Annotated in this window: 20 protein-coding genes; 9 read left to right on the top strand and 11 right to left on the bottom strand. The window is 72.8% G+C overall.

Annotation, left to right across the window (positions count from 1 at the left end):
• Positions 1-47 precede the first annotated feature (47 nt).
• The 3 genes from ACZ5K7_RS13275 (at position 48) to ACZ5K7_RS13265 (ending at position 3537) form a co-directional block, all read left to right on the top strand.
• Complete coding sequence (locus tag ACZ5K7_RS13275; RefSeq protein ID WP_468913075.1) at positions 48-1055, top strand: zinc-dependent alcohol dehydrogenase family protein; 1008 nt, start codon at positions 48-50, stop codon at positions 1053-1055.
• A gap of 131 nt (positions 1056-1186) precedes the next feature.
• The gene (locus ACZ5K7_RS13270; RefSeq protein ID WP_351711507.1) at positions 1187-2113 is read left to right on the top strand and encodes a LuxR C-terminal-related transcriptional regulator; all 927 of its coding nucleotides are present in this window, start codon (positions 1187-1189) and stop codon (positions 2111-2113) included.
• A gap of 128 nt (positions 2114-2241) precedes the next feature.
• Positions 2242-3537 (top strand): alpha/beta hydrolase fold domain-containing protein, encoded by a 1296-nt coding sequence (locus ACZ5K7_RS13265; protein WP_468913074.1) that lies wholly within the window; start codon positions 2242-2244, stop codon positions 3535-3537.
• Between the two features lie 41 nt (positions 3538-3578).
• On the opposite strand, the gene ACZ5K7_RS13260 is transcribed toward ACZ5K7_RS13265, so the two are convergent.
• Together ACZ5K7_RS13260 and ACZ5K7_RS13255 are read right to left on the bottom strand one after the other, a co-directional pair.
• Entirely contained in the window at positions 3579-4328 is a 750-nt protein-coding gene (locus ACZ5K7_RS13260; protein WP_468913072.1) for a methyltransferase domain-containing protein, read from the bottom strand.
• Positions 4329-4415: 87 nt separating this feature from the next.
• On the bottom strand, positions 4416-4811 hold the full coding sequence (locus tag ACZ5K7_RS13255; RefSeq protein WP_468913070.1) for a nuclear transport factor 2 family protein: 396 nt from the start codon (positions 4809-4811) through the stop codon (positions 4416-4418).
• A gap of 53 nt (positions 4812-4864) precedes the next feature.
• Here ACZ5K7_RS13255 and ACZ5K7_RS13250 point away from each other — a divergent pair, with 53 nt between their 5' ends.
• Positions 4865-5443 carry a PadR family transcriptional regulator gene (locus ACZ5K7_RS13250; RefSeq protein ID WP_351711499.1) on the top strand — a complete coding sequence of 193 codons (579 nt, stop codon included), beginning with the start codon at positions 4865-4867 and terminating at the stop codon, positions 5441-5443.
• A gap of 51 nt (positions 5444-5494) precedes the next feature.
• Here ACZ5K7_RS13250 and ACZ5K7_RS13245 read toward each other — a convergent pair whose 3' ends face one another.
• The 4 genes from ACZ5K7_RS13245 to ACZ5K7_RS13230 form a co-directional block, all read right to left on the bottom strand.
• Positions 5495-6643: a C40 family peptidase gene (locus tag ACZ5K7_RS13245; RefSeq protein ID WP_450973019.1), complete on the bottom strand. Its 1149-nt coding sequence runs from the start codon at positions 6641-6643 to the stop codon at positions 5495-5497.
• A 105-nt stretch (positions 6644-6748) separates the two neighbouring features.
• Positions 6749-7231, bottom strand: a complete 483-nt coding sequence (locus tag ACZ5K7_RS13240; RefSeq protein ID WP_468913068.1) for an RNA polymerase sigma factor — start codon at positions 7229-7231, stop codon at positions 6749-6751.
• 219 nt (positions 7232-7450) lie between these two features.
• Entirely contained in the window at positions 7451-8116 is a 666-nt protein-coding gene (locus ACZ5K7_RS13235) for a M15 family metallopeptidase (RefSeq protein WP_468913066.1), read from the bottom strand.
• Positions 8117-8201: 85 nt separating this feature from the next.
• Positions 8202-11243: an AfsR/SARP family transcriptional regulator gene (locus ACZ5K7_RS13230; RefSeq protein WP_468913064.1), complete on the bottom strand. Its 3042-nt coding sequence runs from the start codon at positions 11241-11243 to the stop codon at positions 8202-8204.
• A gap of 395 nt (positions 11244-11638) precedes the next feature.
• Between ACZ5K7_RS13230 and ACZ5K7_RS13225 the strand changes: the two genes are divergently transcribed.
• From ACZ5K7_RS13225 to ACZ5K7_RS13210, 4 genes are all read left to right on the top strand, one after another.
• Positions 11639-12574: a hypothetical protein gene (locus ACZ5K7_RS13225; protein WP_351711489.1), complete on the top strand. Its 936-nt coding sequence runs from the start codon at positions 11639-11641 to the stop codon at positions 12572-12574.
• Between the two features lie 122 nt (positions 12575-12696).
• Entirely contained in the window at positions 12697-13158 is a 462-nt protein-coding gene (locus ACZ5K7_RS13220) for a hypothetical protein (RefSeq protein ID WP_351711487.1), read from the top strand.
• A gap of 199 nt (positions 13159-13357) precedes the next feature.
• Complete coding sequence (locus tag ACZ5K7_RS13215) at positions 13358-15406, top strand: phosphocholine-specific phospholipase C (RefSeq protein WP_468913062.1); 2049 nt, start codon at positions 13358-13360, stop codon at positions 15404-15406.
• 67 nt (positions 15407-15473) lie between these two features.
• Positions 15474-16130: an LURP-one-related/scramblase family protein gene (locus tag ACZ5K7_RS13210; protein WP_351711483.1), complete on the top strand. Its 657-nt coding sequence runs from the start codon at positions 15474-15476 to the stop codon at positions 16128-16130.
• Positions 16131-16265: 135 nt separating this feature from the next.
• Here the strand turns inward: ACZ5K7_RS13210 and ACZ5K7_RS13205 are convergent, their stop codons facing one another.
• Together ACZ5K7_RS13205 and ACZ5K7_RS13200 are read right to left on the bottom strand one after the other, a co-directional pair.
• Positions 16266-17225, bottom strand: a complete 960-nt coding sequence (locus ACZ5K7_RS13205; RefSeq protein ID WP_468913061.1) for a DMT family protein — start codon at positions 17223-17225, stop codon at positions 16266-16268.
• Positions 17222-18055 (bottom strand): phosphatase PAP2 family protein, encoded by an 834-nt coding sequence (locus tag ACZ5K7_RS13200; protein ID WP_351711480.1) that lies wholly within the window; start codon positions 18053-18055, stop codon positions 17222-17224. Before ACZ5K7_RS13200 ends, ACZ5K7_RS13205 begins: the two co-directional genes overlap by 4 nt.
• A 267-nt stretch (positions 18056-18322) precedes the next feature.
• Here ACZ5K7_RS13200 and ACZ5K7_RS13195 point away from each other — a divergent pair, with 267 nt between their 5' ends.
• A complete protein-coding gene (locus ACZ5K7_RS13195) occupies positions 18323-18937 on the top strand; it encodes a TetR/AcrR family transcriptional regulator (RefSeq protein WP_351711478.1) in 615 nt (204 codons plus the stop codon).
• A gap of 147 nt (positions 18938-19084) precedes the next feature.
• On the opposite strand, the gene ACZ5K7_RS13190 is transcribed toward ACZ5K7_RS13195, so the two are convergent.
• The 3 genes from ACZ5K7_RS13190 to ACZ5K7_RS13180 all read right to left on the bottom strand — a co-directional run bounded on the left by ACZ5K7_RS13190 (position 19085) and on the right by ACZ5K7_RS13180 (position 22661).
• The gene (locus ACZ5K7_RS13190) at positions 19085-20149 is read right to left on the bottom strand and encodes a DUF2510 domain-containing protein (protein WP_351711476.1); all 1065 of its coding nucleotides are present in this window, start codon (positions 20147-20149) and stop codon (positions 19085-19087) included.
• Between the two features lie 85 nt (positions 20150-20234).
• Entirely contained in the window at positions 20235-21377 is a 1143-nt protein-coding gene (locus ACZ5K7_RS13185; protein ID WP_468913059.1) for an anhydro-N-acetylmuramic acid kinase, read from the bottom strand.
• A 3-nt stretch (positions 21378-21380) separates the two neighbouring features.
• A complete protein-coding gene (locus ACZ5K7_RS13180) occupies positions 21381-22661 on the bottom strand; it encodes an MFS transporter (RefSeq protein WP_468913057.1) in 1281 nt (426 codons plus the stop codon).
• Between the last annotated feature and the right edge of the window lie 46 nt (positions 22662-22707).

The raw sequence follows: 22707 nt of genomic DNA, 5'->3' as shown, positions 1-22707 counted from the left end.
CAGGTTCGGTGCCCTTCCCCCCTTCCCGCTCCCAGGACGGATGCGCCATGGCAAAACTCGTACAGTTCGACCGGCTCGGTGGCCCCGAGGTCCTCACCCTCCGAGACGTCGAAGTGGGTGCCCCCGGCGCGGGGGAGGTGCGGATCCGCGTCGACGCGATCGGCCTGAACCGGGCCGAGATCATGTTCCGTGAGGGCAGTTACTTCGACCAGCCGCGCTTCCCCTCCGCACTCGGCTATGAGGCCGCGGGCGTGGTCGAGGCGGTCGGCGAAAGCGTGGACGGTTTCGCAGAGGGCGACCCGGTCGCGGTCGTGCCGGCGTTTCTGCAGAGCGAGTACGGGACTTACGGCGACCACGTCGTCGTGCCGGCCTCGGCCGTGGTGCCTCGCGCCGCGGACGTCGAGCCCGTCCGGGCGGCGGCCGTGTGGATGGCCTACATCACCGCCTACGGCCCGCTTGTCGAGAGCGGCCGGGTGCGTCCCGGGGACCACGTCCTGATCACGGCGGCCTCCAGCAGTGTCGGCCTGGCCGCCGTCCAGGTCGCCCGCCACGTCGGCGCGATCCCGATCGCCACCACGCGCGGCGCGGGCAAGAAACAGCGTCTCCTGGACGCCGGCGCGGCCCATGTGATCGTCACCGACGACGAGGACCTGCCCGCCCGGATCAAGGAGATCACCGACGGCGAGGGCGTCCGCCTGGCCTTCGACCCGATCGCCGGACCCGGCGTCGAGACCCTTGCCCAGGGCATCGCCCCCGGCGGTTTCCTGGTGGTCTACGGAGCTCTCGACCAGCGCACCACGCCGCTGCCCAACGCGCACTCGTACCCGGCGCTGAACAGCAGCACGTACACGCTCTTCGAGATCACCGCGGACCCCGAGCGCCTGCGCCGCGCAGTCGCGTTCGTCAACGCGGGTCTCAGCTCGGGCTCCTTCACCCCGGTCGTGGACCGCACCTTCGACCTCGCGGACATCGCCGAGGCCCACCGCTACATGGCGGCCAACGGCCATGTCGGCAAGATCGTCGTCACCGTCGCCCACGACGACGCGACGGCGTGACCCGGACTGTCCGTCAGGGGGCCCGAACCGACCTGTCCGCCACCGGGCGGGCAGGCTCGTAGGCCCTCGGACGGGTGGTCGGCGAACCAGTCGCGCGGCACGCGTGCGACTCCGTCCCGGAGGCCTGGTACATGACCGTTCCCGCCGTCACGGCAGCGCAGTCGGCGGCGTTCACCCTGCTGCTCCACGACGTGCGCCGGGTGGCGGGCGTCGACCTCGCCGTGGGCGCTCTCATGGCCGCCGACGCCGACCACTTCGTCATCGACCGGCTCGTGGGTGTGACCACCGAGGGCCTGCGCGATCTGCGCATCACCGTCGGCGCGGGGCTGGGCGGCAAGGCGACGCTCCTGTCGAGACCGGTACAGGTCCAGGACTACTGCAGCGCGAGCGGGATCACCCACGACTACGACGCCGCCGTACGCCGGGAACGGATCCGCGCCTCCTTCGCCGTCCCGATCCGGGTGCCCCGGGGCCCGCGAGGCGTGCTCTGGGGCGCCCTGCGCCATGAGTGCGTCTTCGGCGACCGGGTCATCGGCGACGTCATGACGGTCGTACGTGCCCTGGAGCGGGACCTGGCCGAGGAGCTGGCCCTGAGCCGCAGACTGGAGGACCTGCGGGCGGCGGCCGGAGGGACGGTCACGGACGACGGTCGTGCGGCCGGGGACGCGATGGCGAGCGTGGCGGAGCGTCGTCGGCTCGTCGGCATCTGCTCGGAACTCGCGCACATCGCGTCCTCGATTCCGGAGGGACCCCAGCGGCAGCAACTCGACTCCCTCGTCCGGCGTTTGATCGACGAGGCCATGGACGGCGTACCGGCCGGTGCGTCCGCAGCCGCGGCGCCGGGCGGTCGCCGGGCGGCCCGTGCGGGTCTGACCGCCCGCGAACGGGAGATCGTCGCCGAGGTCGCGCTCGGCGCCACGAACCGGGAGATCGCCGCGAAGCTCGGCATCGGCGCGGAGACCGTGAAGTCGAGCCTCACCGCCGGCATGCGCAAGCTCGGTGTGCCCAACCGTGCGGCCCTGGTGGCCGTCGCCCTCGGCCGGGAACACCTGCGCTGACCCCCCGTTCGGGGGGTGTACGCGCCCGACGCGTTGCCGTCGTACCGGTCGACTCACATGCTGATCATCACCCCCACTCATCCGCTGTCGGCCTGCCCTGGTCAGCACCACGAGAGACGCGATCCACCATGAGCAACGACCTTGAAGGTTCCGCAACCGCCGCCGCCGCACCCCCGGCGCCAGGACTGGGCCGGACGGGCCGCACGAGACCGCGTGGCGCTCTCGTCGGCCGCATCGCCCGCGGCGCGCTCCTGGTGGCGGTCCTGGTCCTCGCCCTGTTCCTCCTGGCCGGCCAGCTCCTGGCGGTGCTGCCGGTCGGCTGGTGGTCGCCGTTCCTGCACGTCTTTCCCATCGAGATCTTGCTGCTCGTCGTCGCCATAGCCCGGGACGCGCTCGGCTCCTGGACCCTCGTGCTCGCGGCCCTGGCCCTGGCCGCCGGCGTGTCCGTGCTGCGCCGCCGCGGCCGGCGACGGCTGCCCCTCGCCCTCTCCGCGATCAGCGGAGCAGCGCTGCTGCTGGCCCTGGTCACCACCACCGTGCAGGTGATCTCGGTCCACGGCGCCACCGGCCGGTGGTTCGTGTTCTCGCCGGCCACCCCAGCGAGCGCGGTCGGCCGGGGCCCCGACAAGACCGTCACCTACGCCACCCTCGGCGGCGAGCGGATGAAGGCGGATCTGTACCTGCCCGAGGCCGCGTCGGCGACGGCGGTCCCGCTGGTCGTCAGCATCCACGGCGGCGGCTTCATCAGCGGCAGCCGCGGCCCCACCGTCTACACGAGCTGGCTGTCCGACCACGGCTACGCCGTCCTCGACGTCGACTACCGGCTGGCCACCGCCACCGAGCACACCTGGAACACCGCGGACGCCGACGTCGGCTGCGCCATGACCTGGGCCACCGCGCACGCCGCTGCGTACGGCTGGGACATGGACCGGGTCGCCACCTTCGGCGGGTCCGCGGGCGGCAACCTGGCCATCAACGTCGCCTACCAGGCCAACGCGGGCACGCTCAAGCCCAGTTGCGGAACCGCCGGCCAACTTCCCCGGGTCAACGCCGCGATCGCCGCCTACCCCGTGGTCGACCTGTCGACCTCCGTGGGTGAGAGCGCGTACGGCACGGAGTCCGGCGACCGGTACGTCGGCGGGGACCCCGCCCAGTACCCGGAGCGCTACAAGGCCGTCGACTCCGCGAACCAGATCAGCAAGGACGCCCCGCCGACCCTGATCCTCCAGGGCTCCCGGGACCACCTCGTCTTCGCCGGCCACACCGAGGCCTTCGCCGACAAGCTGACGACGGCGGGCGTCACCCACCGGTACGTCGAACTCCCCTTCCTGGACCACGCCTACGACAGTGTCTCCGCAGGCATCGGCGCCGAGGCCACGCGGGCACTGACGCTGCCGTGGCTCAAGCAGTACATCGGAGGCTGACGCACTCCTGTGGCAGGCACGGAAGCCCGCGGACCGTCCGCTCAGCCGTGGGCCGGAGTGCGGACGGCGCTCAGCACCAGGTACGGGGCGCGCCCGGACCCGGCGGCCCGCTCGGACTCCGGCACGGCCGGGGTGTCCGTGGCCGGTGCGGCGAAACCGGCGCCGGTGAGCAGCGCGGTGTAGGCGGACAGCGGACGGAAGTGACAGGCCGCCGTGACCCAGCCGCCGTCGAGCCGGCGCAGTTCGGTCGGCACGGGGGACCCTTCGGCGTACGACGCGCCGGGCTCGCCGTACCGGAGCGTGGCGAACTGTTCTCCCGCCGCGGCGGGGTTGAGGTCGGCGAGGACATAGGGGGCGCCCGGCCGCAGCACCCGGTGGATCTCGGCGGTCAGCGCGGCCAGGCGGTCGTCGTCGGGGTCGGTGCAGTAGACCAGGCAGCAGACGGCCGCCTCGATGCTGCCGTCCGGGATCCAGGCCAGGGAACGGCCGTCGAAGAGGCGGTAGTCCACGCGCGGGTCGGGGCGGTCCGCGCGGGCGATGTCCAGCATGTGCGCGGAGGGATCGACCCCCTGCACCGACCAGCCGCCGGACCGGGCCAGCTCCAGGGCCAGCGCGCCGGTACCGCAGCCGATGTCGAGGACGGTGGCGCCGGGACCCGGGGGAGCGCCGACGCGGTCCAGCACCGCCGGAAAGATCAGCTGCCGGGCCAGCCTCATGTCACGGTCGCGGTAGGCGGCCGCGGCGGCGGGGGTGTCCCAGGCGAGCCCCTGGGACGGGTTGGTGGCGGTCATGGCCCGAGTCTTGTGGGCGGTGCCCGGCTCCCACCAGTCCCTCGATCGGGCGATGGCGGAAGCCGGGACCGGGTGCTCCGGACGGGGTCACCCCGCGGCGGCCGCCTCCTGGGCGATCGCCTCGAACCGGGCGTTCATGGCCTCGGCCAGCGCCTGGGCGGCGGAGAGCGGGCGCACCATCACCGTGAGGTCGTCGATCCTCCCGTTCTCGTCGAGGTGCAGGAAGTCGCAGCCCTGGAGCTTCTTGCCGGCCACCGTCGCCGTGAAGACGAGGGCGTGGTCGCGGCCGTCGGGGCTCGCCATCTCCCGTACGTAGGTGAAGTCGCCGAAGACCTGGGACACCGCGCGCAGGATCGCCGCGGTGATCGCCTTGCCCGCGTACGGCTTGAAGGCGACCGGGCTGGTGAAGACGACGTCGTCGGCCAGCAGGGCGGCCACGGCGTCCAGGTCGTCGTTCTCGACGGCCTTGCGGAAGGGATGCATGGGTCCACCTCACCTAGTCAAAAAATTGAGTAGGTGCATGCTAGCGTGCACCCATGGCTCTGCGGAACGCGCTGATGGCCGCCCTCCTGGAGGGCGAGGCCTCCGGGTACGACCTCGCGAAGGGATTCGACGCGACGGTCGCCAACTTCTGGACGGCCACGCCCCAGCAGCTCTACCGCGAACTGGAGCGCATGGAGGCCGAGGAACTGGTCACCGCGCGCGTCGTCGAGCAGGAACGCCGGCCCAACAAGCGGCTGTTCTCGCTGACGGAGGCGGGTCGCGAGGCGGTGCGCGCGTACACCGCCGAGCCCCCGGCCCGGCCCGCGGTGGTCCGGGACGAACTGCTGGTCAAGGTGCAGTGCGCGGACGCCGGTGACATCGAGGCGGTCCGCACCGCCGTCGCCGAGCGGATGGACTGGGCCACCGCCAAACTGGCCCGCTACGAGCGGATCCGCCGGCGCCTGCTCGCCGGGCGCTCGGAGGAGGCGTACTTCGCGGAGGCGGAGCGCATCGGCCCGTACCTGACCTTGCTGCGCGGGATGTCCTTCGAGCGGGAGAACCTGCGCTGGAGCGAGCTGGCGCTGCGCAGACTTGAGGAGCGGGCGGGCATGCATAGTCAACAAGGTGAGTAGGAACACGGACGGGGCGCCCGAATCGTCGGGCGCCCCGCGGCCGGGTGCGGATCAGCAGGTGGCGACCCCCGGCAGCCACGCCGGGCCCTTGATGTAGATGTTCGTCATCCACGCGCCGTTGGTCAGCTTCGACCAGGCGTCGTTGGTGTAGCCCTCGGCCGTGACCGTCTGGGCGTGGGCCTGGCAGACCACGTTGACCGTCGTGGGCTGCGGGAAGTAGTCGACGACGCCGGCGTTCACGTTCGGCTCGCTGTGCGTGCGCACGCCCGTGCCCCAGGTCTGGAACGCCGTGCTGCCCCCGCCCGGCGGCGGCGGGGTGTCACCGCCGCAGTCCGGGATGCCGGGCAGCTCGGCCGGGCCCTTGATGTAGATGTTGGTCAGCCAGGAGCCGTCGGCCAGCTTGGACCAGATGTCGTTGGTGTAGCCCTCGGCGGTCACCGTCTCCGCGTGCTCCTGGCACTGGACCGAGACCTGGGTCGGCCCGGCGAAGGTGTCCACGACGGAGGAGCGCACGCTCGGCGTGGAGTGCGTGCGCACCCCCGTGCCCCAGGTCTCGAACGTCGTACCGCCGTTGGCCGGCGGCGGCACCGGCGTGCCCGACGGGTTGATGCGGATCGCGCCCGCGTAGTCGCCGCCCGTGCGCACCGGGGCGACCCGGATGTGGGTGCCCGACTCGTACGCCTCGACCATCTGCCCGGCCCCCAGGTACATGGCGACATGGTGGATGTGCCCGCTGCCCCAGAACATCAGGTCACCGGGGACCAGGGGAGCGGTGCCCTGGGAGGCCGAGAAACGGGCCGTGGCCTGCGAGCTGTGGTACTGGTCGTCGGCGGTGCCGTTGAGCAGGTCCCGGCCGGTCGCCCGGTAGTAGGCGTACCGCATCAGGCCCGAACAGTCGAAGCCCTTGCGCTCGTTGTCGTGCAGGCTGTCGGGGTCGGAGCCGTCGTAGTAGCCGTACGTGGCACCGGGAGTGGCGCCGTGCCCGCCGCCCCAGCTGTACCAGACGCCGATCTGCGAGCAGGCCGCGCCGACGGCGGCCTCCGCGGTGGCCGAGGCGCCGGAGGCCAGCACCCCACAGGTCGCGTCCTGGGCGGCGCGCGGGGCGGCCGCGTGCGCGGTGGCGGGGAGGAAGGCGATCAGCGCGATCGCCGCCGCCGCGGCCGTCGCCCGGCCCGGCGTGGTGAGTTCGGAGAGTCTCAAGGTGCACATCCTTGGTCGACGTGGAGCCGTGTACGGAGGTGTACGGGGGTCCGGTGACGTGCCGGATGCCGCGTCCCACCCCCGTCGGGACGCGGCACCCGGGGCTCAACCGGCCAGCGCGGCGCGCATCTTGGCCAGCGCCCGCATCCGGTTGCGCTGGACGGTGCCGCGATGGGCGCCGAGCCGCTCCCCGGCCGTGTCGTGGGTGAGGCCCTCCAGATCGACGAGGATCACCGCGGCCGCCTCCTTCGGCGAGAGCACGCTCAGCAGCGCGAGGGCGGTGGCCGAGGCCTCGTACGAGCCGAGCCCGCCGTCCCAGCCCGCCTCGGGCAGCCGGTCGGTGGTGCGCTCACGGCGGGAGGGGTGCAGCCAGGAGTCGCGCAACAGGTTCAGCGCGACCGTGCAGGTGTAGGCGTACGGATGCTGCTGGTGCGTCAGGTTCCGGGCGCGGGCCCGCCGGGACAGCCGCAGATACGTCTCCTGCAGCAGGTCGTCGGCGTCGTGCGGATTTCCGGTCAGGGCCAGCAGCCGTCTGCGCAGTCTGGGCATGTCGGCGGTGAAGCGGGCGTCGAAGTCGCCCGGACTCATGGGCGGTTGAGCCGCCTCGCCCGGTCCCCGCACGGTCTCGCGCCGACTCGGCACGGCTTCGCGCGGGCCTTGTGTACATCTGCCGCCGTGACTTTCCATGGTCGTCCCCCGATGGTCGTTCGCGGTGTTCGTGCTCTTCGTGGTCTTCGTGATCTTCGTGGTTTTTATGCTCTTCGCGGTGTGCGTGGTCCGAGACAGGAGAAGGTCGTGGCCCGCTGGTCAGACGGCCCGGACGGAGGCGGCGGCGGGCCCGTAGCGGGCGGCCGGCGCACCGCTCAGCAGGGCCCAGTACCGGTCGCCGTAGGACCAGTGCCACCACTCCGTGGGGTAGTTGACGAAGCCGGCCGCGCCCAGCGCCTGCGCCATCAGCGCCCGGTTGGCGCGCGCCTCGGCGCCGATGTCCGGTGCCCCGGTACGGCAGGCGCCCGCGCTCTCCTCCGGGGTGGCGTTGACCTCCGTGCCCAGCGGCAGCTCGGTGCCGTCGGCCGAGCACAGGGTCAGGTCCACCGCGCCGCCGCTGACATGGGGCGCCACCTCCGGCGGGGAGATGTAGGCGCTGGCCAGCTCGCGGATCCGGCCCGGCGAGGCGTCGGGGTGGGCCGCGCGCAGCGTCGCCGCGTACTGCTCGAAGTAGCGGTGCTGCAGATCGGGCGGCCGGTACCCCTCCACCACCAGGAACCTGATCCCGGCGGGCAGCAGCGACTGCGCGTCGAGGAGCCTGCTGAGCGCCCCGGAGCGCAGTCGTGCGTAGCTGCCGTCGGTGTCGGCCTGGCGGGGGTCGATCAGCAGGCCGGGAGTCCCGCGCAGGTCGACCAGCGGTTCGCCGCACTCCTGCTCGGTGACCGCCGCGACCCGGGAGTCGGAGAGCGTGATGATGTCCGTCACGCAGACAACAGTGCCCCGCACCCCTGCAATTGCCCTGCAGGTTCCCTGCAAGCGTGTCACCAGGGCTCCTACAGCCCCCACCGGGTCACGACGACGCGTCGTCCCGGCGTTCCCGGGCCTCCCGGCCGCCCACCGACCGGAACACCTCCATCGCCTGCGCCCGGGCCGCCCGCGCGGCCTCCGCGTCGCCGTCCGCCGTCCACACCTCGGCCAGGTCCCAGACCGTGCGCGCCCGCCACAGCGACAGCCCCAGCTCCGCCCAGAGAGCCGCCGCGTGCTCCAGCGGCTCCCGGGCCCCGTCGGTGTCCCCGGCCGCCAGCCGCGCCTCCCCGAGCGTGCGCAGCACCAGCGCCTCGCCGAACCGGTCCTGCCGCTCCCGGGCCACCTCCAGGCAGCGCACCAGCCGCCGCCGCGCCTCCACCGTGCGGCCGGTGCGCAACTCCACCTTGGCCAGGGACTGTTCGGTGTACATCGCGCCGAAGGTGTCGTGCAGGCCGGTGAAGAGCCGCAGTGTGTCGTGCAGCAGCCGCTCGGCCTCCGGGTACCGGCCCTCGGCCCGGTCGCACAGGGCCAGCGAGCGCAGGGTGAGCCCCTCGCCGTGCAGGTCGGCGGCTGCCCGGTAGAGGTCGAGGGCGCGGGACAGCGCCTGGCGGGCCGCCGGGTCGCGCCCCTGCTCGCGGTGCACGTACCCGATGCCGTACAGCACCCGCGCCAGGGAGCCCACGTCGCCGTCGTCGCCGTACCGCTCCAGCGAGGTCTCCAGCAGCTCCAACGCCTCGGAGTAGCGGGCTTGTTCGCGGCGGGCGGTGCCCATCCCGGCCAGTGCCACGGCAGACCCCTCGGCCGAGCGCTCCTCGAACAGCCGCAACGCGTCCGCGAAGTAGGCGTAGGACTCCTCGAACCGGTCCTGTTCGTAACGGAGTTGGCCGAGGCCGGCCAGCAGCCAGGCCTCGCCCTCGACGTCCCCGCTGCGGCGCACCGCCGCCATGGCCGCGGTGTGCGAGCGGGACCAGGCGTCGAACTGGTTGTACAGTGCGGCCGAACTCGCTATCAGGGCCCCGGCGAGGTCCCGGGCGGCCCGCGCCATGCCGTGGTCGGCGCAGTGCGTCACGGCGGCCAGCAACCCGGCCTGCTCGGCGGCGAACCAGGCCGCGGGCCGGGCGAGCAGCGCCTCCTCGGTCTCCGGGTCGAGTGGGCGGACGGCGGCCGGTTCCGGGAAGTGCCGTACCGCGCCGCCGGGGCCGCGGGCGGCCGCCTTCCGGGCCAGGTCCAGCCAGCAGCCGACGAGGCGCAGTACCGCGGCGGCACGCTCCTCGGTGCTCTCCTCGGAGAGACAGCGCTCGCGGGCGTGCTCGCGGGCGAGGTCGTGGATGCGGTAGCGGGCGAGGCCGGTGCCGTCCATGCCGATCACATCGATGAAATGGCAGTCCACCAGCCGTTCGACGGCCTCCTCGGCCTCCTCGGTCCCTATGCCCAGCAGCGGAGCGGCGATCCAGGCCGCGAAGTCGGGCAGGTCCAGCAGGGCGAGGCGGCGCAGGGCCTGGCGCTCCTGAGGCGCGAGGTCCGCGTAGCCGAGCTGCAGGCTGGTGCGCAACTCCAGGTCTCCGGCGCTGAGTTCGTTGAGCCGGCGCTGCTCGTCGCGCAGTCGCGCGGCGAGCCGGCCGGGCGCCCAGTGCGGGCGGGCGGCCAGCCGGGCGCCCGCGATGCGCACCGCCAGCGGCAGCCGCCCGCACAGGGCGACGATCTCGGTGGCCCGCTCCGGGTCCGCTCCGGTCCGCCCCTCGCCGGCCACCCGGCGGAACAGGTCGAGGGCCTCGGCCTCGTCCGGCACGGCGAGGTCCAGATGGGCGGCGCCCTCCAGGGCCACCAGCCGCCGCCGGCTGGTGATCAGTACCGCGGATCCGGGTCCGGGCGGCAGCAGCGGCCGGACATCCGCCTCACCGGCCGCGTTGTCCAGGACGATCAGGACCCGCCGGTGCCCGATGTGGGTGCGGTACAGGCCGGTCAGCTCCTCGACGCCGGCGGACACGGTGTCCGGGTCGACCCCCATCGCGCGCAGCAGCCGGGCGAGGGCGTCGGCGGGCTCCAACGGGGTGGTGTCGGCGGCTCTCAGGTCCACGAACAGGCGGCCGTCGGGGAAGAGTTCGGCGGTGCGGTGGCCGACGTGCACGGCGAGGGCCGTCTTGCCCATGCCGGATCGTCCGGAGATCACCCCGATCGGGGGCGCGGTCCGGCCGGTGTCGCCGACGCTCCGCAGCAGCTCGGTGGCCCACTTGATCTGCTCGCCGCGGCCGACGAAGTCGGCGATGTCGGGCGGGAGATGAGAGGGTGCGGGCTCGGCACCGCGGGGGGCGGGCACCGTCCGGGCCGGACGTCCGGCCCCCAACACGCCCGTGTCGCCGGTCAGTACGGCCTGGTGGACGGCGCGCAACTCCGGGCCCGGGTCGATGCCCAGCTCGTCACGGAGAACCGCACGGCCCTCCTGGAAGACGCGCAGCGCGTCGGAGACCCGGCCGGCGCGGAACAGGGCGGTCATCAGCTGGCCGCGCGGCCGCTCCCGCAGTGGATGCGCGGCCACATGGGCGAGCAGCGGCGCGATCGCGCCGTCCGCGCGGCCCAGCTCCAGTGCCAGCCCGAAGGACTCCTCCTGGGCGACGAGCCGCAGCTCCCCGAGCCGGGCCGCCTCGATCCGGGCGAACGACTGGCCGAGCCCCTCCAGCGCCTCCCGGCCCCGCCACAGCCCCAGCGCCTCGGCCAGTGACTCGGCGGCCTCCTCCGGACGCCCCGCGGACCGCCCCGCCGCGAGGAGTTCCTCGAAGCGGCGGGCGTCGACCCGGTCGGGGGCGAGGTCGGCGACATAGCCCGGGGGCCGGGTGCGGATCACCTCGGCGGTGCCCACCCGGGACAGCGCCCGGCGTACGGCGGAGACATGGGTCGCGACCAGGGCGCCCGCGGTGGCCGGGGCCTCCTCGTCCCACACGAAGTCCACCAGGCGCTCGGTGGAGATCACCTCGCCCAGGTGCACGACGAGTGCGGCGAGGACGGCCAGGGGTCTGGAACCGCCGAGCGGGGCCCGCCGTCCCCCTTCCCAGACCTCCACCGGGCCGAGCAGACGCACTTCGAACATCAGTCCCCGATCGCTCCTGGCGGATGCCGGCAACGATATCGGCGGGCGTCGTCCGGGCAGGGCGAAGACCGGGCCGTCGTGACCGGATCCGTGCTGTCCGATCGGTGGTGCGGAACCCTCCGCGACGCCCGGTACGCCGAACAGGGGCAGGGCCGACAGGGCTCCGGGGAGGGATCTCCCCGCCGGCGCAGTTGGCTGGTTTCTGTGGGTGGCCATAGCGGCCCCTGTGCGTCAGACGGGTGACCGGCGGTCCTCGTATGACCGCGCCCCCGAACCGGTCACGAAATCCGTCGCGCCGGAAATTCCCCGCGTCCGCATGTCATACGAACGCCCCGCCGGCACCGTCAACGGCCCGAAAGCACCGAGCCGTTCGCCACAGCCCAGGGAGTTGCCCGATGAAGCGCCCCGCCCTCCGTCGCAAGGTCGCGCACCTGAGCGCCGTCGCCGCCGTGGCAGCGCTCGCCCTCACCGGCTGCTCCGGGACGTCCGGCGACGACCCGGCACCGGTCGGCGCGGCCAAGGCGCGCGAGCTGACCTACGCCGAGGACCTCCGGGTCTCGGACGCCGAACAACGCCTGATCACCCAGTGCATGGCCCGGCACGGTTTCCGCTACTGGCCGGACCGCTCCCTGTCCCTGGCGGAGAGCAGGCCGCTCGGCTACGTCCAGGACGACGTCCGCTGGGCCCGGACCTACGGCTACGGCAGCCGGATCGCCGCCAAGGAGGACCGCGCCCGCCTGCACAACCCCAACATCGCCTACCGCAAGGCGCTTCCGGCGGTCCGCCGGACCGCCTACGACACCGCGCTGGACGGCGGACGGAAGACGGAGCTGCTGCGGACCGCGGTCCCCGGCGGCGGCTCGGTCAGCAAGCAGTCCGGCGGCTGCGACGCGGCGGCCGAGCGCACGCTGTACGGCGATCCGGCCACCTGGTTCCGGCTGGACACCACCGCGAGCAACCTGCGCCCGCTGTACGTCGGCAAGTTGCTGCACGACCGGCGGTTCACCGCCGCCGTGCACGACTGGGCGGGCTGCATGAAGCGGGCCGGACACCCCTACCCGGACCCCGACGCGGCCCGGCAGGCCACCCGGGAGCACCCCGCCGTCCAGAGCCGGGCCGAGGAGGCCCGCAGCTTCGCCGCCGAGACCCGGATCGCGGTCGCCGACGCCACCTGCGCCCGCGAGGTCTCCCTCAGGTCCGTCGGCCAGGACCGGGAGGCCCACTACCTGGCCCGGCTGAACGCGAAGTACGGCGCCCAGCTGGACGCCTACCGGCAACTGCGGCAGCGGGCGCTGGCACGCGCCGAGCGGCTCGTCCCCGCCCGCGCCTGACCCGGCGGGCGGCGCTGGTCCCGGCCCGCGCCCGACACCGCCGGGCGCCCCACGAACTCCGCGGCACCCGTCGCGGCCCCACCCACACCCACCGCCTCCGACGAGGCAGAACGGGACTCATCATGCGCAAACTGATCCTCGCCGTCGCCACCCTGGGCCTCGCGGCCCTCGGCCTCTCGGTACCGGCGAACGCCCACGCCGTCTCCGGCTGCAACGCGAAGTGGCCGGGCCGGGACGGCTACGTGCGGGCCTGGCGGGACGCCGACTGCCAGGGTGAACTGCTCGGTGCCACCCCGGGCAACGACCCCGACTGGAGCGACAACTTCGACGCCTTCCGCAGCGGCGACGAGAACGCCGCCTCCTCGGTGATGAACAGCGGCTTCGTCGGCGGCAAGGACGTCGTGGCCTTCTACTACCTGCCGGGCTACCCGTCCTCCGCCTACGGCTGCCTCAAGCCGGGCGAGCTGTACGTGGACAACCTCACCCGCGACTCCTTCACCGACGGTCACAACATGAACGACAACATCATGTCCCACGTGTGGGTGGCGTCCAGCGCCTGCGCCCCGGGCTCCTTCATCAGCTGAGGTCCCATGCCGGCCACGGCCGCCCCGGGCCGTGGCCGGTCCCGCCTCCTTACCGACTACCTACCTCCCGTACCGCCGAGATTCACATCCGCGCCACCGGACCCTTCCCTGACGTTCGATGCTCTTGGAACACTCGCAGCCGCGCACAATCCGCCCTGTTCCGGCCATCCCGTGCGTCAGGATGAGAGGTCGCTCACTCATGACCGAAGTAAACCGGCGCCGATTCCTCCAACTCGCAGGCGCCACAACGGCGTTCACCGCGTTGTCCAACAGCATCCAGCGCGCCGCCGCGCTGCCCGCGAACCACCGCACGGGGTCGATCGAGGACGTCGAGCACATCGTCGTCCTGATGCAGGAGAACCGTTCGTTCGACCACTACTTCGGCACCCTCAGGGGCGTCCGCGGTTTCGGCGACCCGCGTCCGGTCACCCAGGACGACAAGTCGGTGTGGCGCCAGTCGAACGGCACCAAGGACATCCTGCCCTTCCACCCGGACGCCGACGACCTGGGCCTCGCCTTCATCCAGGACCTCCCGCACGGCTGGGCCGACACGCACACCGCCGTCAACAACGGCAAGTACGACAAGTGGGTGCCGGCCAAGGGCTCCACGACCATGGCGTACCTGAACCGGGACGACATCCCGTTCCACTACGCGCTCGCCGACGCCTTCACCATCTGCGACGCCTACCACTGCTCGTTCATGGGCTCCACCGACCCGAACCGCTACTACCTGTGGACGGGTTACACCGGCAACGACGGCCAGGGCGGCGGCCCGGTCCTCGGCAACGACGAGGCCGGCTACTCCTGGACGACGTACCCCGAGCGCCTGGAGAAGGCGGGCGTCTCCTGGAAGATCTACCAGGACGTCGGCGACGGCCTGGACGCGGCCGGCGGCTGGGGCTGGATCCAGGACGCCTACCGGGGCAACTACGGCGACAACTCGCTGCTCTACTTCAAGCAGTACCAGAACGCCCAGCCCGGCGACCCGCTGTACGACAAGGCCCGCACCGGCACCGACGCCACCAAGGGCGAGGGCTTCTTCGACCAGCTGAAGGCCGACGTCAAGGCCGGCAAGCTGCCGCAGATCTCCTGGGTGGTCGCCCCCGAGGCCTTCACCGAGCACCCCAACTGGCCCGCCAACTACGGTGCCTGGTACATCTCCCAGGTCCTCGACGCGCTCACCGCGGACCCCGCGGTGTGGGCGAAGACGGCCCTGTTCATCACGTACGACGAGAACGACGGCTTCTTCGACCACGTGGTCCCGCCGTTCCCGCCGGCCTCCGCCGCCCAGGGCAAGTCCACGGTCGACCCGGCCCTCGACCTCTTCAAGGGCGACGCGAGCCACGCCGCCGGCGCCTACGGCCTCGGCCAGCGGGTGCCGATGATCGTCGTCTCGCCGTGGAGCAAGGGCGGTTACGTCTGCTCCGAGACGCTCGACCACACCTCGGTCATCCGGTTCATGGAGAACCGCTTCGGCGTCCACGAGCCGAACATCTCGCCCTGGCGGCGCGCCGTCACCGGCGACCTGACCGCCGCGTTCGACTTCTCCCGCAAGGACACCAAGCCGGTCGCACTGCCCTCGACCGACGGCTACCAGCCGCCGGACAAGAACCGCCACCCCGACTACGTGCCCACCCCGCCCGCCAACCCGGCGCTGCCCAAGCAGGAGCGCGGCTCCCGGCCCACCCGGCCGCTCAAGTACGCCCCGCTGGTGGACGGTGCGCTGGACGCGGCGGCCGGCAAGCTCACGCTGACCTTCGCCTCGGGCGCGCAGGCCGGCGCCGCCTTCCTGGTCACCTCCAACAACCGCACCGACGGTCCCTGGAGCTACACCACCGAAGCCGGCAAGTCCGTCTCCGACACCTGGAACTCGGCGTACTCGGGCGGCACCTACGACCTGACCGTGCACGGTCCGAACGGCTTCCTGCGCACCTTCCAGGGCCCGGGCAAGGTGGCGGGACCCGAGGTCACCGCCCGGCCGCACGGCGACGACATCGAGCTGACCCTCACCAACAAGGGCAGCGGCACGGTGAAGCTGGCGGTGGCCGACGGGTACGGCGGCCGGGGCCGCACGTTCACGGTGCGCGCCGGGGCCACCGTCAAGCACATCGCCCACCTCAACCACAGCGACCAGTGGTACGACCTGACGGTCACCTCCGAGGCCGACGCGACCTTCGTGCGGCGGTTCGCGGGGCACGTGGAGAACGGGCGGCCCGGGGTCAGCGACCCGGCGATCGGCACCGAGTGACAAAGGGCTGAGGGCCGCATCGTGCGGAACTGATCAGGTACCGGTCAGATCGGGATAGTGTGCCCCGGTGACCACGCAATCGAACACTCCTGCAGACTCGTACCGCGATCCGCACGGTGCGTCCCAGACACTCTTCACCGAGCCGGTCCTGGTGGTGAACCAGAAGGCCAAGCTGATCGAACTGACCAACGAGTACAAGGTCATGGACCAGCACGGCCGGGAGATCGGCTCGGTGGCCGAGGTCGGCCAGAGCGCGCTGAAGAAGATCCTGCGGTTCGTCTCCAGCCTCGACCAGTTCATGACCCACCGGCTGGAGGTCCGTGACGCGCAGGGTCAGCCGCAGCTGGTGCTGACCCGGCCCGCGAAGATATTCAAGTCCCGGGTGATCGTCACGCGTCCGGACGGCTCGCAGGTGGGTGAGATCGTCCAGCAGAACATGATCGGGAAGATCAACTTCGCGATGATGGCGGGCGGCCAGAAGGTCGGTGCGATCAAGGCGGAGAACTGGCGGGCGTGGAACTTCGCGATCGTCGACCACGCCGACACGGAGGTGGCCCGGATCACGAAGACGTGGGAGGGGCTCGCCAAGACGATGTTCACCACCGCCGACAACTATGTGCTGCAGATCCACCACCAGTTGCCGGAGCCGCTGCGGAGCCTGGTGGTGGCGACGGCACTGACCGTGGACACGGCGCTGAAGCAGGACTCTCGGGGACTGGGCTGAGGGTCGTCTGCGGCCGAGTGCCGATTGACGCGGCCCGTGGGGGTTGTTGGAACGGTCGTCGGGCGGCTGCGGGTGTGCGGTGGCTGGTCGCGCCGTTCCCCGCGCCCCTGACGGGTGCTTCGGTCCGGGCGCTGTTCAGAGTGCCGTGAGGTGCTCGGTCTCCGGCTTCTGCCGGGGGAGCAGCGCCTGCTCCGCCGCCGCTCTCGCCTCCTCCAGGGCCAGAACCGCGGCCACCGGGTGTTCCTCGTCCGGTTCGAGTTCGACCACCCGCGGCGCCGGGGTCACCCGGGTCAGCAGGACCACGCCCCAGGAGGCGAGGCCCGCGCCCGCCAGGGCGAGCAGGATGCCCGCCGCGCCGCCCTGGAGGCCCTGGCCCAGCAGGGTCAGGCCGATGACCGCCGCCGCCACCGGGTTGGACAGGGTGACCACCGCCAGCGGGGCGCCCAGGCCGCCTCGGTAGGCCATCTGGGAGAGCAGCAGGCCGCCCACCGCGAACGCTGCCACCAGGAGCGCCACCACGATCACCTGGATGCTCAGCACCGGGCCCGAGCGGTCCGTCGCCGCCACCGTCACCGTCTGGGTGAGGGCCGAGGCGACGCCCGAGGCGAAGCCGGACGCGGTCGCGTGCCGCAGTCCCGGCCGGGTGCCGGGGCGGGACAGGGCGCCGATCAGGGCGGCGGTCGTACCGGCCACCGCGAGGGCTTCGGTGAGGCTCAGTACCCGATGGGGTGCGGGGCCGGAGGCCGTGGCCAGCAGGGCGCCGAGACCGAGCAGGGTCAGGGCCGTGCCCCGCCACTCCGTCGAGCTGACCCGGCGCCCGGCCACCCGCGCGCCCATCGGCACGGCCGCGACCAGCGTCAGCGCGCCCAGCGGCTGCACCAGGGTGAGCGGGCCGTACTTGAGGGCCACGACGTGCAGGAGTGCGGCGCCCGCGTTGAGGCCGACCGCCGCCCACCAGGCACCGGAGCCGAGCAGTCGTACCAGACCGGCGCCGGAGTTCCGCGACGCGAGCCGTTCCTGGGCGACGGCGGCGGCCGCGTAGGCCACGGCCGAGACCAGGGAGAGAAGGACGGCGATCAGGGCCGCGGTGCTCATCGGCCCGCCCCTGCCAGCGCGGGCTCCTCGGACACGAACCGGCGGCTGCCGCGTCCGGCCGTGGTGGCCGTACGGTGCGGCGAGCGAAGCGAGGTGGGGGTCCCCCCGGACGAAGTCTGGGGGCGGATGAGGGCCAGGGCGGCGGCGAGCATCACGGTGGCGACGACGGCGTCCAGCCAGTAGTGGTTCGCGGTGCCCACGATCACCAGGAGGGTGATCGCCGGGTGCAGCAGCCAGAGCCAGCGCCACCGGGAGCGGGTCGCGACGATCAGGCCGATCGCCACCATCAGGGCCCAGCCGAAGTGCAGCGAGGGCATCGCCGCGAACTGGTTGGAGAGGTGGTCGCGGGCGGGCGGGCCGTAGACCGAGGGGCCGTACACCCGGGCCGTGTCGACGAGGCCGCTGGCGGCCAGCATCCGCGGCGGTGCCAGCGGGAAGGTGAAGGGGAGCACCAGGGCGGCGGCGGTGACCACGGCGAGGACCCGGCGGGCCCAGACGTAGTGCGCGGGCCGCTTCAGGTAGAGCCAGACGAGGAAGGCCAGCGTGGCCGGGAAATGCACCGTGGCGTAGTAGGTGTTGGCCAGGTGGACGAGGGTGTCGCCGTGCAGCAGCGCGGACTGCACGTCGACCTCCGAGGGCAGACGCAGTGTCCGTTCCAGGTCCCAGATCCGGTGGGCGTTGTGCAGGGCCTCGGCGGTGTGGCCGGTGGCCAGTTGCCGCCCGAACTTGTAGACGAGGAAGAGTCCTGCGACGAGCAGGAGCTCACGGACCAGCGGTGGCCGGGCTATCGCCCCCGGCTCCGCTGCTGCCGGCTCGGACTGGGATCTCATCCCAGGCCCCCTCACTGACGGTGGTGCTGTGCCGAGTCCCGGGCGGTGGCCCGAACTCACCGATACTCATCGATACGAAAGCGTACCGATACGCTCCTGTACCGATACGCCACTGTACCGATACGACACTGTACCGATACGGCCGCGTACCGGTACAGTGGCGTATCGATAGACGTAGGCCACACTGGTTGTAGGTTTCCGCCCGGGCCGAACAGCGGGCGGGGACCAGATGATCCGCAAGTGATGCGCGAGTGAGGAGTAGGGCACATGACGTCGCAGGCCGCGGACGGACCGGAGACGGTCGCCGCCTCGCGCCGCTCCAAGATCACGCCGGAGCGTGAGCGGGAGTTCTTCGATGCCGTGCTCGAACAGATCCGCGAATGCGGCTACGACTCCGTGACCATGGAAGGGGTCGCCTCCAGCACCCGGTGCAGCAAGTCCACGCTCTACCGGCAGTGGAAGACCAAGCCGCAGTTCGTCGCGGCGGCGCTGCGGGCCAGCCGCGCGGTACGCTTCGGCGGCGTCGACACCGGGTCACTCGCCGAGGACCTGCGCGAGGTGGCGCGGGCCGCGGGCGCCTGGACCCGCAAGGACACCAAGCTGCTCCAGGCGCTGGGGCACGCGATGCACTCGGACGAGGAACTGGCGCAGGCATTGCGCGAGGCGCTCGTCGAACCCGAGATCGCCGCGCTCCAGGAGATCCTGGTCCGCGGTGTCGAGCGCGGCGAGGTGCCCGAGGGTCACCCCGCGCTGGACTATGTGCCCGCCATGATGTTCGGCGTCCTGCGCGTACGGCCTGTGCTCACCGGCGAGTACGCCGACGCCGACTATCTCGTCCGTTTCGTGGAGGCCGTGGCGCTGCCCGCACTCGGACTGACCTAGACCCAGGCCGCCGTCCACGGGATGACTGGACGGTGACCTGCTCGCGCCGCACCGTGGGGACGGGGGCGGCGCGCACCCCCCGGCCGGGTGGGGCTCCCCTTTGAGCGGAGGGGCGCTCCACCCGGCCGATCGGCGTTCGGGGGCGGGTCAGACGGTCTGGCCGTCGCCGCCGCCCGAGGACACCTTGATGCCCTTCGTGATGTCGTCGATCACCGACTGGCTCTGGCCGACGTCGACACCGAACCGGACCACCACGATCTGCTGGGCGTTGGAGGGTGACGGGAAGGCCAGCGACTCGACGTAACCGTCGGCGCCCTTGCTGGTGACCGCCTTCCAGCGGACCAGATAGCCCTTCTGCCCGGCCACGGTGACGGCCTTGGAGGCCAGCACCTCGTGCGAGGTGATCGAGCCGTAGGTCTTGCCGCCGTACGACTCCGTGGCATTGGCCGAGATGTCCGCCTTGGCGACCTCCTCGGCGGTGTCGCCCTTGGTGCCGAGCACCAGCGCGGGCGCCGAGTAGGCGCCGCCGGCGGTGCAGGTCTGGGAGGTGTCTCCGGGGCATTTGTAGGAGTTGTCGGAGGTGATCTGGGCGCCGACGGTGATCGCCTGCCCGGTCCAGCCTTTCGGCACCGGAATGCCGATGGCGTTGATGGAGTCCGACACCGTGCCGCCGCCCTGGACCTTCGGAGCCTCGGACTGGCCGGGCGACGGCGACGCACCGCCGTCGGAACCGCCCGAGCCCGAGCCGCCGCCGGACCCCGAGCCGCCCGACCCGCCGAACGGGAAGCCCTGGCCGCCGTTCTGCCCCTCGGGCCCGCCCTGGCCGGAACCGCCGCCCTGGCCACCCGAGCCCTGCTGCGTGGCCTGGCCGCCGCCGTTGTCGCCGCCGTTGGCGGAAAGCGCCCACGCGCTCACCCCGATGGCGGCGAGGACCGCCACGGCGACACCGACGGCCACGCCGGTGCGCAGCCCGCGCTTCCCGGTGGCCGGCGGCGCCGGATAGCCCGCATACCCCGGATAGGCCGGGTATGCCTGGTGGACCGGATAGGTCGCGTCGGCCGGCGACGGCGTCGGGGGACCCCAGTCGGCACCCGACCCGGCGGGGCGGGTCTGCTCCGTCCACGTCTTGCCGTCCCACCAGCGCTCAGTGGCCGGACCGTCACTTGTCTGCCCGGGGTCGGGGTACCACCCGGGGGGAGTCGCCTGCGTCATGCCCCCACCGTATGAGGCATCGGTGAAAGTCGGATGAGAGGATCCGGCGACTTTCGGATGAGTCGATCCACCGCACTCCGTTTTTTCATTCGATCCGCAGTCGCACCGGCGGGTTCTGAGCCGGTTCCGGCAGGCGCAGACCGTCCCGCCCCGGGGTCAGGGAGCCCAGGACGCTCGGGTGGCGGGCGCCGGTGGCGGTCGGGGCGGTGCCCGGGAGGCCGTGGGCGGTGAGGAAGCCGAGGACCGCGAAGGCGTAGGCCTCCTTCGCGGCCGAGGGCAGACCGAGTTCGTCGGAGGCGCGGACGGGAGTCCTGGGCAGCAGGCCGCGGAGCAGCCGCATCAGCACCGGATTGCGGGTGCCGCCGCCCGAGGCGATCACCTCCGTGGCTCCGACGCCGCGCACCGCGTCCGCCACCGTCCGGGCCGTCAGCTCGGTGAGCGTCGCCAGCGCGTCCTCGGCCGGCAAGCCCTCCGGCGCCCGCCAGTACCCGGCGTGGAACAGCTCCTTGCCGGTCGTCTTCGGCGCGGGCAGCGCATAGTACGGGTCCGCCAGCAACCGCTCCAGCAGGGCTCGGTCCGGCCGGCCGCGCGCCGCCAGCGCCCCGTCCACGTCGTACGCCTGCCGGCCGCCGGTGGACTCCCGGGCCGCCGCGTCCATCAGCGCGCACCCGGGCCCGGTGTCGAAGGCCGTGCCGTCCGGCGCGGTGAGGTTGGCGATCCCCCCGATGTTCAGCGCCACCGGCGTGCCCGGCCGGCCGCGCAGCCACAGCAGGTCGACCAGGCTCACCAGGGGCGCGCCCTGGCCCCCGGCGGCCACGTCCCGGGGGCGGAAGTCGGCGACCACCGGCAGCCCCGTCGCCTCCGCGATCCAGGCCGGCTGCCCGAGCTGCAACGTCCCCTGCACCCGGCCGTCGGCCACCCAGTGGAAGACCGTCTGCCCGTGCGAGGCCACCAACTCGGCCCGTCCGCCGCATAGTTCACGGTTCGCCCGGACCGCCGCCGCCGCGAACGCCTGCCCGATCCGGGTGTCCAGCAGACACACCCGCGCGAGCGGTACGGCGGCCGGCGGCAGCGCGCCCGCGAGAGCCTCGCGCAGCTCGTCGTCGTACGGTGTGCTCACCAGCCCCAGCGGCTTCAGGAGCAGTGTGTCGCCGGCCAGGCGCAGCTCGGCGGCGGCCGCGTCGACCGCGTCGTACGACGTCCCGGACATCAGACCGATCACCAGCACCGCTCAACCCGCCTTCGTCTCCCGTGACCGCGCCAGCGCGAGCACGCTGACCGCGCAGGCCGCCGCCGCGTAGTAGCCGGGAACGTCCAGGTTCCCGGTGCGCTTCACCGCCTCCGTGATGATGAGGCCCGCACAGCCCGAGAACACGGCATTGGACAGGGCGTAGGCGAGTCCCAGGCCCGTACAGCGGGCGCGCGCCGGGAACATCTCGGCCAGCAGCGCGGGCCCCGGCCCGGCCATCAGCCCCACCACCGCGCCCGCGCCGAACAGAGCCGCGCCCTTCACCCCGACGGACGCCCCGCCGTCCTGGAGGAGGCCGAGCAGCGGCAGGGCCAGCGCGACCACGAGGCCGGCGCCCGTCAGCATCACCGGCCGCCGCCCGACCCGGTCGCTGAGCAGCCCCGCCGGGAGGATCGCCGCCGCGAAACCCAGGTTCGCCAGCACGGTCGCCAGCAGTGCCGTGCGGAAGCCGGTGTGCAGCGCGGTCTGGAGGTACGACGGCAGCACGACCAGGAAGGTGTACCCGGCCGCAGACCAGCCCATCACCCGCCCGACGGCCAGCGCGATCGCCCCGCCGGACACCCGCGCCGACCGCGCCGCCCGCACGTCGGGCTCCCGGAACTCCGGCGTCTCGTCCAGCCCCACCCGCAGCCACAGCGCCAGCGCGCCCAGCGGCAGCGCCAGCAGGAACGGCAACCGCCAGCCCCACGAATGGAGCTGACTTTCCGTCAGTACGGAGGCGAGCCCGGCCGCCAGGCCCGCCCCGCCCAGCAGTCCCAGCGCCACCGTGAACGACTGCCAGGCCCCGTACAGCCCCCGCCGCCCCGGTGGCGCGAACTCGGTCAGTATCGCCACCGCGCCCCCGAACTCCCCGCCGGCGGACAGTCCCTGAACGGCTCTCAGCAACGTCAGCAGCCAGGGTGCGAGCGCACCGGCCTGCGCGTACGTCGGCAGCAGCCCGATGAGCGCCGTGGCACCCGTCATCAGCGCGACCACGAGAATCAGCACCGGCCGCCGCCCGAGCCGGTCGGCCAGCCGGCCGAACAGGGCCGCGCCCAGCGGACGGAAGAAGAACGCCAGCCCGAACGAGGCGTAGGTGCGCACCAGCCCCTCGGCCGCGCTGCCGCCCGCCGGGGTGAAGAACCGTTCGGCGACGACCGTCGCGAAATAGCCGTAGACACCGAACTCGTACCACTCGATGAAGTTGCCCACCGAGCCCGCCGCCAGCGCCCGGAGGGGCCGATTCCGCTCCGGTGCCGCCCGATCTTCGAAAACCAGCCTCATTTTCACGCCCGTTGACGGTCCGTTCACTCGACAGCGGCAGGTCGGG

Source organism: Streptomyces sp. NPDC031497 (assembly GCF_055580905.1).
The sequence above is the reverse complement of the archived record's forward strand: the minus strand, read 5'-3'. Positions and strand labels throughout refer to the sequence as shown.